Source organism: Kluyvera genomosp. 3 (genome assembly GCF_011765685.1).
Lineage (GTDB): Bacteria > Pseudomonadota > Gammaproteobacteria > Enterobacterales > Enterobacteriaceae > Kluyvera > Kluyvera georgiana_A.
In genome coordinates, this window is sequence record NZ_CP050321.1 from 1,014,075 (window position 1) to 1,030,042 (window position 15,968).

The following is a 15,968-nucleotide window of genomic DNA, read 5'->3' on the forward strand; positions in this document are numbered from 1 at the left end:
AACAGCATGAACTATATCCAGCAACCGCAAGCGATTGAGCGCAAGAGCTTCGAAATCATCAGCGACATTATCGCGCAAACCCGCCCGGCGTATCGTTTCGAAAGCCCGCTGCACGAGGCGATTATCAAACGGGTGATCCACACCACCGCCGATTTTGAGTGGCTGGATATTCTGTGGTTCGCGCCCGATGCCTTAACCCGGCTGAGTGCAGCGCTCAGCCGCCCATGCACGCTGTACACTGATACCACCATGGCGCTCTCCGGCATCAATAAAAATCTGCTGGCGACCTTCGGCGGCGAGTGCCGCTGTTACATCAGCGACCCGCGCGTGGTGCGCGAAGCCAAAGCGCAGGGCATTACCCGCTCGATGGCGGCGGTGGATATTGCCGCCAAAGAAGAGGGCGACAAAGTGTTCGTCTTCGGCAATGCGCCCACCGCGCTGTTCCGCCTGATGGAGCATGAAGATCTGGACGTCAGCGGGGTGATTGGCGTGCCGGTCGGGTTTGTCGGCGCGGCGGAATCGAAAGAGGCGCTGAGCAAAAGCAGCCTGCCGGGCATCGCCGCGCTGGGGCGCAAAGGCGGCAGCAACGTCGCGGCGGCGATCGTTAACGCCATTCTCTACCATCTGCAGGCCGCGCAATGAACGACGCTGCCTTCGACGCCCCGGTCTGGCATAACGGCAAGGCGCTGCGCAAGGGCTATACCACCGGTTCGTGCGCCACGGCGGCGGCGAAGGTTGCCGCGCTAATGGTGATGCGTCAGCACCTGATTCACCAGGTATCGATCGTCACGCCGTCGGGCGTCACGCTGAACCTGAACGTAGAGTCGCCGCACGTGGAAGGTCAGCAGGGGATTGCCGCCATTCGCAAGGACGGCGGCGATGACATTGATGCTACTCATGGGATGCTGATTTTCGCCCGCGTGACCCTTAACGACAGCGGCGAGATTATCCTGCACGGTGGTGAAGGCGTTGGCACGGTCACCCGCAAAGGCATCGGCTTGCCCATCGGCAGCGCGGCGATTAACCGTACCCCACGTCACACCATCGAAACCGCCGTCCGTGAGGCCATCGGCCCGGCGCGCGGCGCTGAGGTGGAGATTTTTGCCCCGGAAGGCGAGGAGCGGGCGAAGAAAACCTATAACTCGCGGCTGGGTATTCTGGGCGGGATCTCGATTATCGGCACCACCGGCATTGTGACGCCGATGTCGGAAGAGAGCTGGAAGCGCTCGCTGGCGCTGGAGCTGGAAATGAAGCGCGCCGCCGGGTTGGAGCGGGTGGTGCTGGTACCGGGCAACCACGGCGAACGCTTCGTGCGCGAGCAAATGGGCATTGACCCGCAGGTGGTGGTCACCATGAGCAACTTCGTCGGCTACATGATTGAAGAGTCGGTGCGCCTTGGCTTCCGCCAGATTGTGCTGATTGGTCACCCCGGCAAGCTGGTCAAAATCGCCGCCGGGATTTTCCATACCCACAGCCATATCGCCGATGGGCGCATGGAGACGCTGGTGGCCCATCTGGCGCTGCTCGGCGCGCCGCTTGAACTGCTTACCCTGGTGAGCGAGTGCGACACCACCGAAGCGGCGATGGAACACATCGACGCCTACGGTTTCCAGACAATTTACAACCACCTTGCCGGGCGTATCTGTCAGCGCGTGCTGCAACGTCTGCGCTTTACGCAAAATCCGCCTATCTGCGACGCCATTATGTTCTCGTTTGATAACCAGCTCCTCGGTAGCAACCGTCCGGTCGGCGATATCGTGAGGGACATGCAATGTTAACCGTTGTGGGGATGGGGCCGGCGGGCATGCAGTTGATGACGCCGCTGGCGCAAGCAGCCGTTGCGCGCGCTGACGCGCTGGTCGGTGGCACGCGGCACCTGGCGCAGTTCCCGGACTTTACCGGCGAGCGCTGCCCGCTGGGGGCCAATATTGCGCAGGTACTGACATGGATTAGCCAACGTGCGACACAGAACGTGGTAGTGCTGGCCTCCGGCGACCCGCTGTTTTACGGCATCGGCACGCGGCTGATTGCTCACTTCGGCCGTGAAAACGTGCAGGTGGTCCCCGGCGTCAGCGCGGTGCAGTACCTGTGCGCGCGGGCGGGCATTGATATGAACGACATGTGGCTAACCAGCAGCCACGGGCGCGACGTGTGCTTCGACACGCTCGCCGCGCATCGCAAGGTGGCGATGGTCACCGATAAACGCTGCGGGCCGAAAGAGATTGCCGCCGCGCTGGTTGCTCGCGGTAAGGGCCATCGTTGGATGGTGATTGGTGAAAATCTGGCGCTGGACAACGAGCGCATTCACTGGCTGCCGGTGAGCGCAGTCCACAACGACTATGAGATGAACACGGTGGTGATCCTCGATGAAAGATGAGCTGTTTCTGCGCGGCGAAAAGGTGCCGATGACCAAGGAAGCGGTGCGGGCGCTGGCGCTCTCAAAGCTGGAGCTGCACTGGGCCAGCCACCTAATTGATATCGGCGCGGGGACCGGCAGCGTGTCGATTGAAGCCGCGCTGCAAAATCCGACGCTGGCGGTCACGGCGATTGAACGCAACCCGGCGGCGCTGCGTTTGCTGGCGGAAAACTGCCAGCGCTTTGCCTGCGGGAACGTGTCGATTATTGCCGGTGAAGCCCCTGACGTCAGCGTCGAACGCGCCGACGCGATCTTTATGGGCGGCAGCGGCGGTCACCTTACCGCGCTGATTGACTGGTCGCTGCGCCATCTGCGCCCCGGTGGGCGGCTGGTGATGACCTTTATTTTGCAGGAAAACCTGCACTGCGCCCTCGAACACCTCCAGCAGGCGGGCGTGACGGCGGTGGACTGCCAGCAGCTGAACGTCTCGGCGCTTACCGCGCTGGGCAGCGGCCACTATTTCAAACCGCATAACCCCGTTTTTGTGATTGCCTGTCAGAAGGAAGAAATCCATGAGTGATGCCTTTGATTTACGCTGTGTCTGGTTTGTCGGCGCAGGCCCCGGCGACCGCGACCTGATCACCCTGAAGGGCTACCGCCTGCTGCAACAGGCGCAGGTGGTGATTTACGCCGGTTCGCTGATTAACCCCGAACTGCTGAGCTACTGCCCGGCTGAGGCTGAGTGTCACGACAGCGCCGAGCTGCACCTTGAGCAAATTCTCGACCTGATGGAAGCGGGCGTGAAGGCCGGAAAAATGGTGGTACGCCTGCAAACCGGCGACGTGTCGCTATACGGTTCGGTGCGCGAGCAGGGCGAAGAGCTGACCCGTCGCGGCATTGCCTGGCAGGTGGTACCGGGGGTGAGCGCCTTTCTCGGCGCGGCGGCGGAACTGGGCGTCGAGTACACGGTACCGGAAGTGTCGCAGAGCCTTATCATCACTCGCCTCGAAGGGCGCACCCCGGTGCCGGAGCGCGAACAGCTGGAGTCTTTTGCGCAACATCGCACCTCGATGGCGATTTACCTCTCCGTGCAGCGCATTAACAAAGTCGCCGAGCGGCTGATGGACGGCGGCTACCCGGCAACCACGCCGGTGGCGGTGATTTACAAAGCTACCTGGCCTGAGAGCCAGACCGTACGCGGCACGCTTTTGGATATCGCCGACAAGGTGCGCGATGCCGATATACGCAAAACCGCGCTGATCCTGGTCGGTGACTTCCTCGGCGAGGAGTACCACTACTCGCGTCTCTACGCCGCGGACTTTAGCCATGAATACCGCAAAGCCTGAGCGCATTGCGCTCTTTTGCCTGACCCCCGGCGGCGTGGCGTTGGCAAAACGGCTGAGCGCCGCGCTGCCGATGGCCTGTTATACCCGCGCAGGGCTGGTGGAACCGGGATTCCTGCCGTTTGACGGCGGCTTCGCGGCGAGCGTCGGGCAGGCGTTTTATCGCGATACGGCGCTGATTTTTATCGGCGCGACCGGGATTGCGGTGCGCACGCTTGCGCCGCTGCTGGTCGATAAATTCCACGACCCGGCGGTGGTGGTGATTGATGAACGCGGTCAGCACGTCATCAGCTTGCTCTCCGGGCATATCGGCGGGGCGAACAACCTCGCCCGGCATCTGGCGGGCATTCTCGGCGTCGACCCGGTTATCACTACCGCCACCGACGTTAACGACGTGGCGGCGCTGGATACGCTGGCCTGCCAGCTTAACGCGCGGATGCACGACTTCCGCACGGCGGTGAAAACCGTTAACCAGATGCTGGTTAGCCAGCAGCGCGTGGGGCTGTGGTGGGACGACATGTTTGCCGATGAGGTCAGCCGCTGCGACCGACGCGGGTTTATTACCGTCAGCGACCTGAACGCGCTGCCTGAGCTGGATGCGCTGGTGTGCATCACCCTGCGCGCTGCGCTGCCTGAACTGAAACTCCCACACTGGAAGCTGGTACCACGACGCATTGTGGCAGGCATTGGCTGCCGACGCGGCACGCCTTGCACGCTTCTTGGCGAGTTGTTGCATCGTCAGCTTGCGTGTCAGGAGGTAGACCCGCTGGCGCTGAAGGCTATCGGCAGCATCGCCCTCAAGCAGGACGAGTTGGGGCTGATTCAGCTGGCAAGCGACCTTGACGTGCCATTTAACGTGTTCAGCGTGGACGCCCTGCGTGAACACGAACACCGTTTTCCCTCGTCGCGGTTTGTGAAGCAAACGGTCGGCGTCGGCAGCGTTTCCGGCCCGGCGGCGTGGCTGCTGAGCAATGGGCATCTACTCGGTGAGACCCTGCGCGAACAGGGCATCACCATTACTTTGGGAGTAACACACTGATGTTAAGCGTTATTGGAATTGGCCCTGGCTCGCAGGCGATGATGACCATGGAGGCCGTCGACGCGCTGCAGGCGGCGGAAATCGTCGTCGGTTATAAAACTTACACCCATCTGGTGAAGGCTTTTACCGGCGACAAGCAGGTGATCAAAACCGGGATGTGCAAAGAGATTGAACGCTGTCAGGCGGCGATTGAACTGGCGCAGGCCGGGCACAACGTGGCGCTAATCAGCAGCGGCGACGCGGGCATCTACGGCATGGCGGGGCTGGTGCTTGAACTGGTCAGTAAACAGAAGCTCGACGTGGAAGTGCGCCTGATTCCGGGGATGACCGCCAGCATTGCCGCCGCCTCGCTGCTGGGCGCGCCGCTGATGCATGACTTCTGCCATATCAGCCTGAGCGACCTGCTGACGCCGTGGCCGGTGATTGAAAAACGCATTATCGCCGCCGGGGAAGCCGACTTTGTTATCTGCTTCTATAACCCGCGCAGCCGGGGCCGCGAAGGGCATCTGGCGCGCGCCTTTGAACTGCTTTCCGCCGTTAAAAGCGCCGACACCCCGGTGGGCGTGGTGAAATCTGCCGGACGTAAAAAGCAGGAAAAATGGCTCACGACCCTCGGCGCGATGGATTTTGAACCGGTGGATATGACCAGCCTGGTCATCGTCGGCAACAAAACCACTTACGTGCAGGACGGGCTGATGATTACCCCGCGAGGCTACGTGCTGTGAGTTTCGGGGAGGTTCTGGTGGTGGGCGGCACCAGCGATGCGCGGGCGATTTGCCAGCTATTGGATGCGGCAAACGTGCAATACACCGTCTCGGTCGCCACGCCTACCGGCGAGGCGTTGGCCGGGGATATTCAGGGACAGGTGCGCTGCGGGCGGTTGGATTGTGCGGAGATGGTGGCCTGGCTTCAGGCGCACGGTACCCGCTGGGTGATCGATGCCTCGCACCCGTATGCCGAAGCCGTCAGCCGTAACGTACTCGACGCCTGCTCACAGGCGGGCGTTTTGCTGAGCCGCTATCAGCGCCCGGAGCAGCTTGATGCGCTAGCGCATCCGCTGCTGCATTACGTCGCCAGCATTGAGGAGGCCTGCGCGCTGATACGCCCGCTGGGCCAGCGCGTGCTGCTGACCACCGGCAGCAAGGACCTGGCGCAGTGGCGCGCGGGTCTGCCGGAAAAAACGCTGCTTGCCCGCGTGCTGCCAGTCCCTGAGGTGGTACAGCAGTGCGCCAGCTTGGGCTTTGGCGTCGGCGACATTTTCGCGATCTGCGCACCGTTCAGCGCTGAGTTTAACGCTGCCTTTTATCGCCATTGTCGCGCCGACGTGGTAGTCACCAAAGCTTCCGGCGCAGAAGGCGGCTATCAGGAAAAGGTGCAGCCGTGCCTTGATGCCGGCATTCCCTGCGTGGTTATTACCCGCCCGATGCCGCTGGTCGGCGGCGATGAGCTACTCGACAGTTTACCGGCCTTTGCCGAGCGCCTGGCGCGCTGGCAGGCTTCGGCATAAGGAATTCAATATGAAAAAAGCCCTATTGGTGGTGAGTTTTGGTACCAGCTACCACGACACCTGTGAGAAAAATATTGTCGCCTGCGAACAGGCGCTGGCGGCCAGCTGCCCGGACCGCGAACTGTTTCGCGCCTTTACCTCCGGGATGATTATCCGCAAGCTCAAACAGCGTGATGGGATTGACATCGACACGCCGCTGGAAGCGCTGCAAAAGCTCGCCGAACTGGGCTATGACGATGTGGCCGTCCAGTCGCTGCATATTATCAACGGCGACGAATATGAAAAAATCGCCCGCGAAGTGCAGAGCCAGCGTCCACGATTTAAACGTCTGACGCTGGGCACGCCGTTGCTGAGCAGCCACAACGACTACCAACGTTTAATGCAGGCGCTGGAACATCAGATGCCAGCGCTCAACGCCAACGAAAAGGTGGTGTTTATGGGCCACGGCGCCAGCCACCACGCTTTTGCCGCTTACGCCTGTCTCGACCATATGATGACTGCCCAGCGTTTCCCGGCGCGGGTTGGCGCGGTGGAGAGTTACCCGGAAGTGGAGGTGTTGATCGACAGCATGAGCAAAGAGGGCGTACGTGCCGTGCACCTGATGCCGCTGATGCTGGTGGCGGGCGACCATGCGATTAACGACATGGCCTCTGACGAAGACGATTCGTGGAAAACACGGTTTAATGCCGCCGGTATTCCCGCCACGCCGTGGCTGCGCGGACTGGGGGAAAACCCGGTGGTACGGGCGATGTTTGTTGAGCATCTAAAGCAGTCTCTGGAGGCGGCATGAGCGGCAAACTGTATGCCCTGAGCACCGGGCCGGGTGCATCTGACCTGATTACCGTACGCGCGGCGCGCATTCTGGGCTCGCTGGATATTCTCTATGCCCCGGCAGGGCGCAAAGGCGGTGACAGCCTGGCGCTCTCTATCGTGCGTGAATACCTCGGCGAGCAGACGGAAGTGCGCTGCTGTCACTTCCCGATGAGCGCCGACAGCGCCGAAAAAGAGGCGGTGTGGGATGACGTGTCGGCGGCGCTGGTGCGTGAAGTGGAGGCCGGAAAAAACGTCGGCTTCATTACCCTTGGCGATGCGATGCTGTTCAGCACCTGGGTCTTTTTACTCCAGCGCATCGGACACCCGGCGTGGCTGGAGATTGTGCCCGGCGTGACCTCGTTTGCCGCTATTGCCGCTGGTGCGCAAATGCCGCTGGCGATGGAGCAGCAGTCGCTGGCGGTGGTTGCCTGCACCGCGCCGGAAGAAGAGATTGAGCGCGCGCTAGCGCAGCACGACAGCCTGGTGCTGATGAAGGTCTACGGACGTTTCCCGCGGATCAAAGCGCTGCTGGCGAAAGCCGCGTTGCTGAACCACGCGCTGCTGATGGCCGAAGCGACGCTGCCCGGCGAGCAGTGCTGGCGCAATCTGGCCGAGGTTCATGACGATCAGCCGCTGCCCTATTTCTCGACCATCCTGGTGAACAAGCAGTGGGAGGCGAAACGATGAAAGCGGATCAACAATTGAAAAAACTGTCGTTGAGCGGTCTGGCAGCGGCGTTGTTGTTGCTGGTGGTGCCGGAGCAGGCGTTCGCCATGCACATTATGGAAGGCTTTCTGCCGCCGATGTGGGCGCTGGCCTGGTGGCTGCTGTTCTTGCCGTGCCTGTGGTACGGGCTGGTGCGCCTGCGCCGCATCGTGCAGGACGATAGCAACCAGAAGGTGCTGCTGGCGCTGTGTGGGGCGTTTATCTTTGTACTCTCAGCGTTGAAGATCCCGTCGGTAACCGGGAGCTGCTCACACCCGACAGGCGTCGGGCTGGCGGTGATCCTGTTTGGGCCGGGCGTCGTGGCCATTCTTGGCGCGATCGTGCTGTTGTTCCAGGCGCTATTGCTGGCGCACGGCGGGCTGACAACGCTCGGCGCGAACGGCATGTCGATGGCGGTGATTGGGCCCGTCGTCGGCTATCTGGTGTGGAAAATGGCCTGTAAGGCGGGGTTCCGTCGCGATGTATCGGTCTTTCTCTGCGCCATGTTTGCGGATCTGGCCACCTACTTTGTCACCTCGCTACAGCTGGGCGTCGCTTTTCCGGATCCGCAGGTGGGTGCTGTCGGATCGAGCCTGAAGTTTATGGCGATCTTCTGTTTGACGCAGATTCCGATCGCCATCGCGGAAGGGCTGTTAACGGTGATGATCTACGACCAACTGACCAAACGGCAGTTGATCCCGGCGCGAGGGCATTAAGATGAAAAAAACGTTGATCCTGTTGGCGCTGGTTATTGCGCTGATGATCCTGCCGTTCTTCATTAACCACGGCGGTGAATACGGCGGTTCCGACGGCGAGGCCGAAAGCCAGATTCAGGCCATTGCGCCGGATTATCAGCCGTGGTTCCAGCCGTTGTATGAACCGGCGAGCGGTGAAATAGAAAGCCTGCTGTTTACCTTACAGGGCTCCCTCGGCGCGGCGGTGATTTTCTATATCCTCGGCTATTACAAAGGGCGTCAGCGTCGTGATGACCGGTCTTGACAGACTAAGCTACCAGAGCCGCTGGCTGCATGTCGCACCGGAGCGCAAGTTCCTGTTCTGGCTGCTGTTGATGGTGCTGGCTTTTAGCCTGCCGCCGCTGGGCCAGGCGCTGATGATGGCCTGCACCGCCGCCTTTACCTGCTGGCTGCTGCGCCTCTCTCTCTGGCGCTGGTGCCGCTGGATGGCGCTGCCGCTCGGGTTTCTGCTGGTGGGAGTGGTGACGCTCGTGTTTAGCGTCAGCCGCGATCCACAGACGCTGCTGGCGGGCGCGCCGATTGGTCCGTACTGGCTGGGCGTTACCGCACAGGGAATCGCGACCGCCAATGCGACCTTCTGGCGCAGCCTCGCCGCACTCTCAGCCACTTTCTGGCTGGTGCTGAACCTGCCGTTCCCACAGCTGATTGTGCTACTCAAGCGGGCGCGGGTGCCGCGTCTGCTCACCGAGCAGATTCTGCTGACCTGGCGCTTTATCTTTATCCTGATTGACGAAGCCATGGCCATTCACCGGGCACAGACGCTGCGCTTTGGTTATCGCAATGTGCGTCTCGGCTATCGCTCGCTGGCGATGCTGGTGAGCCTGTTGTTTACGCGGGTGCTGATGCGTTATCAGCAGATGAGCACCGCGCTGGATATCAAACTGTATCAGGGTGATTTTCATCTTTAAGGAACGCCATGCTTGCCACCTCTGACCTGGAATTTCGCTACCAGGACGCGCCCATTCTTAAAGGGTTAACGCTGGATTTTTCTCGCCAGGCCGTCACCGGGCTGGTGGGCGCCAACGGGTGCGGGAAATCGACGCTGTTTATGAACCTCAGCGGGCTGCTGCGTCCGCAGCAGGGGGCGGTGCTGTGGCAGGGTAAACCGCTGGACTACAGCAAACGCGGGCTGCTGGCGCTGCGCCAGCAGGTGACCACCGTCTTTCAGGATCCGGACCAGCAGATTTTCTATACCGATATCGACAGCGATATTGCCTTCAGCCTGCGCAATATCGGCGTGGCGGAGACGGAGATTGCGCGGCGTATCGACGATGCGCTCACGCTTGTCGACGCTCAGCATTTTCGCCAACAGCCGATCCAGTGCCTGAGCCACGGGCAGAAAAAGCGCGTGGCGATTGCCGGCGCGCTGGTGCTGAACGCGCGCTACCTGCTGTTGGATGAACCGACAGCAGGGCTGGACCCGTCCGGACGCGCGCAGATGATAGACATCATCAAGCGTATCGTCGCGCAGGGCAATCATGTGGTAATTTCCAGCCACGATATTGATTTGATTTATGAAGTCAGCGACGCGGTACATGTACTGCGCCAGGGGGAAGTGCTGGCGCAGGGCGCTCCCGGCGAGGTATTCGCCCAGCGTGAGTTGATGGAACAGGCGGGGTTGAGCCAGCCGTGGCTGGTGAAGCTGCATGCGGAGCTTGGGCTACCGCTGTGCAAAACCGAGGCGGAGTTTTTCCGCCGAATGCGAGAAAAAGGAACGATATGACCCAGGCCATTATGTTACAAGGCACGGCTTCCGACGTCGGTAAAAGTATGCTGGTGGCGGGGCTATGCCGGATTTTTTATCAGGATGGCCTGCGCACCGCGCCGTTCAAATCGCAGAATATGGCGCTTAATTCCGGGATCACCCCGGACGGTAAAGAGATGGGGCGGGCGCAGATTTTTCAGGCGGAAGCCGCAGGTATTGCCCCGGACGTGCGGATGAACCCCATTCTGCTCAAGCCAACCAGCGACCGCAAAGCACAGATTGTGCTGATGGGAGAAGTGGCGAGCAATATGGACGCCGTCAGCTATCACGACTACAAACCGCGTCTGCGCGAGCAAATCCTCAGCGTCTATCGCAGTCTGGCGAGCGAGTATGACGTGCTGGTGCTGGAAGGGGCGGGTAGCCCGGCGGAGATCAACCTGCGCGACCGCGATATCGTCAATATGGGCATGGCGGAGATGGCGCAGTGCCCGGTGATTCTGGTGGCGGATATCGATCGCGGCGGCGTTTTCGCGGCGATTTACGGCACGCTGGCGCTGCTGCGCGACCACGAACGGGCGCGGGTGAAGGGGGTGATCATCAACAAGTTTCGCGGCGATGTTGCGTTGCTGCACTCCGGCATTGAGCAGATTGAAGCGCTGACGAACGTGCCGGTATTGGGCGTGATGCCGTGGCTGGAGGTTGAGCTGGAAGATGAGGACGGCGTCGCGTTGCAAAAGGGCAAGTACCGCTGCGCGGGCGAGCGTGATGTGGATATTGCCGTGGTGCAACTGCCGCATATCTCTAACTTTACCGACTTCAACGCGCTGGCCGCCCAGCCGGACGTCCGAGTACGCTACGTGCGCCATGCGCAAGAGCTGGCGGACGCGGACCTGATTATTCTGCCGGGCAGTAAAAACACGTTGGGCGATCTGTTGTGGCTGCAGGATAGCGGGCTGGCGTACGGGATTCTCCAGGCGCAACATCAGCGTGTGCCGGTATTGGGCATTTGCGGTGGCTATCAGATGCTTGGCGATATGCTGATAGATGAAGTGGAATCCGGATTGGGGACGCTGCCGGGATTGGGGCTGCTCAATACCGTCACGCGTTTTGCACCGCAGAAAACCACCACGCGGGCCACGGCAACGCTTAACGCCGCGCTGCCGGGCTGGCTGACGGGGGTGTCCGGTATGGCGCTGCAAGGCTATGAAATTCATATGGGCGAGACGGTGCTGGCGGACAACGCGCTGTCGTTAATGCAGCTGTGTAAAAACGGCCAGCATCAAGCGGATGGCGCGGTTAGCGCGGACGGACTGGCGTTTGGCACCTACCTGCACGGGCTGTTCGATAGCGACGCCTTTACGCGTGCGCTGGTCAACGGGCTGCGTGAACGCAAAGGATTACCGGCAAGGGACAACGATTTTCACTATGCGGAGTATAAGGCGCAGCAGTTTGATATCCTGGCGGAATCAATGCGTCAGCATATTGATATTGAAAAGATTTATACGATTATGCGCGAGCATAAAGAAGGGTAGGGAAGCGGCGCGCCGTTCGTGAGGATGGCGTACTTTCGCTGGATAACAGGCAAAAAAAAAACACCCTGATGGGTGTCATTTTAATTGGTTGCGGGGGCCGGATTTGAACCGACGACCTTCGGGTTATGAGCCCGACGAGCTACCAGGCTGCTCCACCCCGCGTCCGTGGATGCGCACTATACTCTGCTGAGCATTTGTTGCAACCCATTTTTGATATAAAGCTCTCATTTTTTTATGAGTTGTGCGTATTAGGCACAATCTGAACGTTTTTTGTTCGAAATTATGACAGGGCTGCGCAATCGCATTTCAATACCCCTGGCGGTTTGTTATCTTCAGCGGGCACTTTCGATTATGCGGAATACAAAACACCATGAAAGGACGTTGGGTAAAATATGTGGCAACGGGGGCAATGCTGGCAATGCTGGCCGCCTGTTCGTCAAAACCGACCGATCGCGGTCAACAGTATAAAGACGGGAAATTCACCCAGCCTTTCTCTTTAGTCAATCAGCCTGATGCCGTCGGCGCGCCGATCAACGCGGGCGACTTCGCGCAGCAGGTGGGCCATATCCGTAGCGCTTCGCCGCGTCTTTATGGCAATCAGAGCAACGTATACAACGCCGTGCAGCAGTGGCTGCTTTCCGGCGGCGATACCCGTACCCTGCGCCAGTATGGTATCGATGCCTGGCAGATGGAAGGGACCGACAACTACGGCAACGTGCAGTTTACCGGCTACTACACGCCGGTGGTGGAAGCGCGCCATACGCGTCAGGGCGAATTCCAGTATCCGATTTACCGTATGCCGCCGAAGCGCGGCAAACTGCCGTCTCGCGCCGGGATTTACGCTGGCCAACTGAGCGATGCTTATATTCTTGCCTACAGCAATTCGCTGATGGATAACTTCATCATGGACGTGCAGGGCAGCGGCTATATCGATTTCGGCGACGGTTCGCCGCTGAACTTCTTCAGCTATGCCGGCAAAAACGGCTGGGCCTATAAGAGTATCGGCAAGGTACTGATCGATCGCGGGGAAGTGAAGCGCGAAGATATGTCGATGCAGGCCATCCGTCACTGGGGCGAAACCCACAGCGAAGCGGAAGTTCGCGAACTGCTGGAACAGAACCCGTCGTTCGTCTTCTTTAAACCGCAGTCTTTCGCGCCGGTGAAAGGTGCCAGCGCCGTGCCGCTGGTCGGGCGTGCGTCGGTGGCGGCTGACCGTAACGTGATCCCGCCGGGTACCACGCTGCTGGCGGAAGTGCCGCAGCTGGACAACAACGGCAAATTTAACGGTCAGTACGAGCTGCGCCTTATGGTGGCGCTGGATGTCGGCGGCGCGATTAAAGGCCAACACTTCGACATCTATCAGGGCATCGGCCCGGATGCCGGACACCGTGCAGGCTGGTATAATCACTACGGACGCGTGTGGGTGCTGAAGTCATCCGGCAGCGCGGGTAACGTATTTAGCGGCTAATGGCCCGATGGCGTATCCGGCCTACACATTAGCGCGTAGGCCGGATAAGCGAAGCGCCATCCGGCAGTGGAATGGCGCTCAGGGCGGCATTGTCCGCTCTTTTTGTTTTTAACTCTGAGGTTCTATGTCTGTGGTTATCAGTGACGCCTGGCGCCAGCGTTTTGGCGGCACGGCACGTTTATACGGTGAAAAGGCGCTGCAGGTGTTTGCCGATGCGCACGTTTGCGTGGTTGGGATTGGCGGCGTGGGCAGTTGGGCGGCGGAAGCGCTGGCCCGCACCGGTATCGGCGCTATCACGCTTATCGATATGGATGACGTGTGCGTGACCAACACCAATCGCCAGATTCATGCGCTGGGCGGCAACGTTGGCCTGGCAAAGGCTGAGGTGATGGCTGAACGTATTCGCCTGATTAATCCCGAATGTCGTGTGACCGTCATTGACGACTTTGTGACACCGGATAACGTCGCGGAATATCTGGGCGTGGGCTACAGCTACGTGGTGGACGCTATCGATAGCGTGCGCCCAAAGGCGGCGTTGATTGCTTACTGCCGTCGCTATAAAGTGCCGTTGATCACCACCGGCGGCGCGGGCGGGCAAATCGACCCGACGCAGATCCAGGTGAGCGATCTGGCGAAAACCATCCAGGATCCGCTGGCGGCCAAGCTGCGCGAGCGGCTGAAAAGCGATTTTGGCGTGGTGAAGAACAGTAAAGGTAAGCTGGGCGTGGACTGCGTCTTTTCCACCGAGGCGCTGGTATACCCGCAGTCTGACGGTTCCGTGTGTGCGATGAAAAGTACCGCTGAAGGGCCAAAACGGATGGACTGCGCCTCAGGCTTTGGCGCGGCGACGATGGTCACCGCGACCTTCGGTTTTGTCGCGGTATCCCATGCGTTGAAAAAGATGCTCGCGAAAGCGGAGCGTCAGGCCAGCGCCTGACGCGCGGCATCAATCATTGCGTCATTCAGGGCCGTCAGGCCCTGACTGCGTGAGGCGCTCAACTGGCCGCGTAACCCGAGCTCATCGAAAAAGTCGAGCGGGCTGGTAGCCAGAATCGCTTCCGGGCGTTTGCCTTCCGCGGCGGTCAGCAGCACCGCCAGCAGGCCGCGCACGATCCTGCCTTCGCTATCGCCAAAGAAATGCAGCGTTCCGTCAGCCTCCAGCGAGTAGCCCAGCCAGACGCGGTTTTCACAGCCGGGAATCTCTTTGGCCTGCGCTTTGAGATCGTCCGTCAGCGAGGGGAGCTGTTTGCCCAGCAGAATCAGCTGCCGGTACTTCTCTTCCCATTGGCTAAGTGCGCCAAACTGTTGCCGTAATGCCTCAGGCGTTACGGTGGTGCCGAACGGGTGTCCGGCGAGCAAAGGAGTCGTCATTAATCCACCAGAAGTTCGAGCGCACGGTCAACGGCGTTGACCAGCGCGTGTACATCGTCTTGCGTATTATAGGGGGCGAACGAGGCGCGCAGCGTGCCGCTGACGCCCAGTGCCGCCAGCAGCGGCTGTGCACAGTGCTGGCCGGCGCGCAGGGCGATCCCGTATTCCGCCAGCAGCGTTACCATGTCACTGTGATGAACACCCGCAAAATCAAAGGCTAACAGGCTGGAATCCTGGCAGCGGAAGGAGCGGAACCCCGGGCGTTTTGCCAGCTCATCTTCCGCCAGCGTCGCTAAGCCCCGGCTCCAAGATTCGGCCTGCACGATATCCACCTCAGACAGCCATTCCAGCGCCGCGCTCAGGCCAATGACGCCCGCTACGTTCGGCGTGCCTGCCTCCAGGCGGTACGGCACCGGCTGGGTGGTAAAGCCGTTAAAGGTCACTTCGCTAATCATTTTGCCGCCGCCCAGCCACGGGGCCATGGCATCCAGCAGTTCGCTCTTGCCATAGAGTACGCCGATGCCGGTCGGCCCGTAGAGCTTATGGCCGGAAAAGGCATAGAAATCGATATCCAGCGCCTGCACGTCCGCCGGGAAGTGCACCGCGCCCTGTGCGCCGTCGACCATCACCACCATACCGGCCTGATGGGCGAGAGTAATTGCGCGCGCCAGATCCGGACAGCCGCCGGTGACGTTCGACATTTGCCCCAGCGCCAGAATGCGGCTGCGCGAGGTGATCAGCGTGGTGAGTTGTTCGACGTCCGGCAGGCGGTTAACGCCAAGAGGCAGTTGTACCACCTTCGCGCCAGTTTGCTCCGCCACCATCAGCCAAGGCACCAGGTTCGCGTGGTGCTCGGCGGTGCTGACGATAATTTCGTCGCCCGGCTGCAGGCGCGGTCGCGCGTAGCACTGGGCCACCATATTGATGGCTTCCGTCGTGCCGCGCGTCCAGACAATGTCTTTGCCGCGAGGGGCGTTTAGCCAGCGGGCGACCTGATCGCGCGCGGCTTCGTAGCGCGCGGTCAGGCGCTGGGCTTCGGCGAATTGGCTGCGATGGACGTTCCCCGCGCTCAGCGAGTAGAACTGGTTTGTCGCCTCTATCACCGCCTGGGGTTTTAACGCTGTGGCGGCGCTATCAAGGTAAACCCCGGCATCGTGCAGGGCGGGAAATTGCGCGCGAAACTGCGCGGGGTTGAAAGCGTTCATGGTATTCCTCGGTTCAATCAACCGATCGTGGCGCAAAATGAGCATTGATACAAGGTTTGTGCCAATCCTCGGAATCGTCTGGTTCTGCTGGCACTATCCGACCAGTGTCTTATGCTAAATAACGTTAGGCAAATATTTTCGCCTGTTATGAAATGAGCTTTAGATAGCA

19 protein-coding genes and 1 tRNA gene are annotated in these 15,968 nt (G+C 60.4%); 17 read left to right on the forward strand and 3 right to left on the reverse strand.

All coding sequences use genetic code 11. The features are described 5' to 3' along the window. The first annotated feature begins 6 nt into the window (after positions 1-6). The 15 genes from GY169_RS04790 to GY169_RS04860 are packed head-to-tail and all read left to right on the forward strand — an operon-like array spanning position 7 to position 11,755. On the forward strand, positions 7-642 hold the full coding sequence (locus GY169_RS04790; RefSeq protein ID WP_167575107.1) for a cobalt-precorrin-8 methylmutase: 636 nt from the start codon (positions 7-9) through the stop codon (positions 640-642). Then, the gene (gene cbiD / locus GY169_RS04795) at positions 639-1,778 is read left to right on the forward strand and encodes a cobalt-precorrin-5B (C(1))-methyltransferase CbiD (RefSeq protein ID WP_167575108.1); all 1,140 of its coding nucleotides are present in this window, start codon (positions 639-641) and stop codon (positions 1,776-1,778) included. The genes GY169_RS04790 and cbiD overlap by 4 nt, the downstream gene beginning before the upstream one ends. Continuing rightward, positions 1,772-2,377, forward strand: a complete 606-nt coding sequence (locus tag GY169_RS04800; protein ID WP_167575109.1) for a cobalt-precorrin-7 (C(5))-methyltransferase — start codon at positions 1,772-1,774, stop codon at positions 2,375-2,377. The genes cbiD and GY169_RS04800 overlap by 7 nt, the downstream gene beginning before the upstream one ends. Beyond that, the gene (locus GY169_RS04805; RefSeq protein ID WP_167575110.1) at positions 2,367-2,936 is read left to right on the forward strand and encodes a decarboxylating cobalt-precorrin-6B (C(15))-methyltransferase; all 570 of its coding nucleotides are present in this window, start codon (positions 2,367-2,369) and stop codon (positions 2,934-2,936) included. Before GY169_RS04800 ends, GY169_RS04805 begins: the two co-directional genes overlap by 11 nt. Then, on the forward strand, positions 2,929-3,702 hold the full coding sequence (locus GY169_RS04810; RefSeq protein WP_167575111.1) for a cobalt-precorrin-4 methyltransferase: 774 nt from the start codon (positions 2,929-2,931) through the stop codon (positions 3,700-3,702). Before GY169_RS04805 ends, GY169_RS04810 begins: the two co-directional genes overlap by 8 nt. Beyond that, the gene (gene cbiG / locus GY169_RS04815) at positions 3,683-4,738 is read left to right on the forward strand and encodes a cobalt-precorrin 5A hydrolase (protein WP_167575112.1); all 1,056 of its coding nucleotides are present in this window, start codon (positions 3,683-3,685) and stop codon (positions 4,736-4,738) included. Before GY169_RS04810 ends, cbiG begins: the two co-directional genes overlap by 20 nt. After that, positions 4,738-5,463 (forward strand): precorrin-3B C(17)-methyltransferase, encoded by a 726-nt coding sequence (locus GY169_RS04820; RefSeq protein WP_167575113.1) that lies wholly within the window; start codon positions 4,738-4,740, stop codon positions 5,461-5,463. The genes cbiG and GY169_RS04820 overlap by 1 nt, the downstream gene beginning before the upstream one ends. Beyond that, the gene (locus GY169_RS04825) at positions 5,460-6,245 is read left to right on the forward strand and encodes a cobalt-precorrin-6A reductase (RefSeq protein ID WP_167575114.1); all 786 of its coding nucleotides are present in this window, start codon (positions 5,460-5,462) and stop codon (positions 6,243-6,245) included. Before GY169_RS04820 ends, GY169_RS04825 begins: the two co-directional genes overlap by 4 nt. Positions 6,246-6,255: 10 nt before the next feature. After that, complete coding sequence (cbiK, locus tag GY169_RS04830; protein WP_167575115.1) at positions 6,256-7,035, forward strand: sirohydrochlorin cobaltochelatase; 780 nt, start codon at positions 6,256-6,258, stop codon at positions 7,033-7,035. Next, positions 7,032-7,745, forward strand: a complete 714-nt coding sequence (locus tag GY169_RS04835) for a cobalt-factor II C(20)-methyltransferase (protein ID WP_167575116.1) — start codon at positions 7,032-7,034, stop codon at positions 7,743-7,745. The genes cbiK and GY169_RS04835 overlap by 4 nt, the downstream gene beginning before the upstream one ends. Then, positions 7,742-8,479, forward strand: a complete 738-nt coding sequence (gene cbiM / locus GY169_RS04840; protein WP_167575117.1) for a cobalt ECF transporter S component CbiM — start codon at positions 7,742-7,744, stop codon at positions 8,477-8,479. Before GY169_RS04835 ends, cbiM begins: the two co-directional genes overlap by 4 nt. Before the next feature lies 1 nt (position 8,480). Next, entirely contained in the window at positions 8,481-8,762 is a 282-nt protein-coding gene (locus GY169_RS04845; RefSeq protein WP_064543034.1) for an energy-coupling factor ABC transporter substrate-binding protein, read from the forward strand. Continuing rightward, on the forward strand, positions 8,749-9,426 hold the full coding sequence (locus tag GY169_RS04850; RefSeq protein ID WP_167577245.1) for an energy-coupling factor ABC transporter transmembrane protein: 678 nt from the start codon (positions 8,749-8,751) through the stop codon (positions 9,424-9,426). Before GY169_RS04845 ends, GY169_RS04850 begins: the two co-directional genes overlap by 14 nt. 8 nt (positions 9,427-9,434) lie before the next feature. Further along, positions 9,435-10,241, forward strand: coding sequence for an energy-coupling factor ABC transporter ATP-binding protein (locus tag GY169_RS04855; RefSeq protein ID WP_167575118.1), 807 nt, complete (start codon positions 9,435-9,437; stop codon positions 10,239-10,241). Further along, positions 10,238-11,755, forward strand: a complete 1,518-nt coding sequence (locus GY169_RS04860) for a cobyric acid synthase (RefSeq protein WP_167575119.1) — start codon at positions 10,238-10,240, stop codon at positions 11,753-11,755. Before GY169_RS04855 ends, GY169_RS04860 begins: the two co-directional genes overlap by 4 nt. An 85-nt stretch (positions 11,756-11,840) precedes the next feature. Here GY169_RS04860 and GY169_RS04865 read toward each other — a convergent pair. Further along, positions 11,841-11,917 (reverse strand) — tRNA-Met (locus tag GY169_RS04865). 208 nt (positions 11,918-12,125) lie between these two features. On the opposite strand from GY169_RS04865, the gene mltA reads away from it, so the two are divergent. Both mltA and tcdA read left to right on the forward strand, forming a co-directional pair. After that, a complete protein-coding gene (mltA, locus tag GY169_RS04870; protein ID WP_065358098.1) occupies positions 12,126-13,223 on the forward strand; it encodes a murein transglycosylase A in 1,098 nt (365 codons plus the stop codon). Between the two features lie 124 nt (positions 13,224-13,347). After that, on the forward strand, positions 13,348-14,160 hold the full coding sequence (gene tcdA, locus GY169_RS04875) for a tRNA cyclic N6-threonylcarbamoyladenosine(37) synthase TcdA (protein WP_064543045.1): 813 nt from the start codon (positions 13,348-13,350) through the stop codon (positions 14,158-14,160). Here tcdA and csdE read toward each other — a convergent pair. Both csdE and csdA read right to left on the reverse strand, forming a co-directional pair. Next, the gene (csdE, locus tag GY169_RS04880) at positions 14,145-14,594 is read right to left on the reverse strand and encodes a cysteine desulfurase sulfur acceptor subunit CsdE (RefSeq protein WP_167575120.1); all 450 of its coding nucleotides are present in this window, start codon (positions 14,592-14,594) and stop codon (positions 14,145-14,147) included. The two genes, tcdA and csdE, sit on opposite strands and share 16 nt — an antisense overlap. Beyond that, positions 14,594-15,799: a cysteine desulfurase CsdA gene (gene csdA / locus GY169_RS04885; protein WP_167575121.1), complete on the reverse strand. Its 1,206-nt coding sequence runs from the start codon at positions 15,797-15,799 to the stop codon at positions 14,594-14,596. The genes csdE and csdA overlap by 1 nt, the downstream gene beginning before the upstream one ends. Positions 15,800-15,968: the final 169 nt, after the last annotated feature.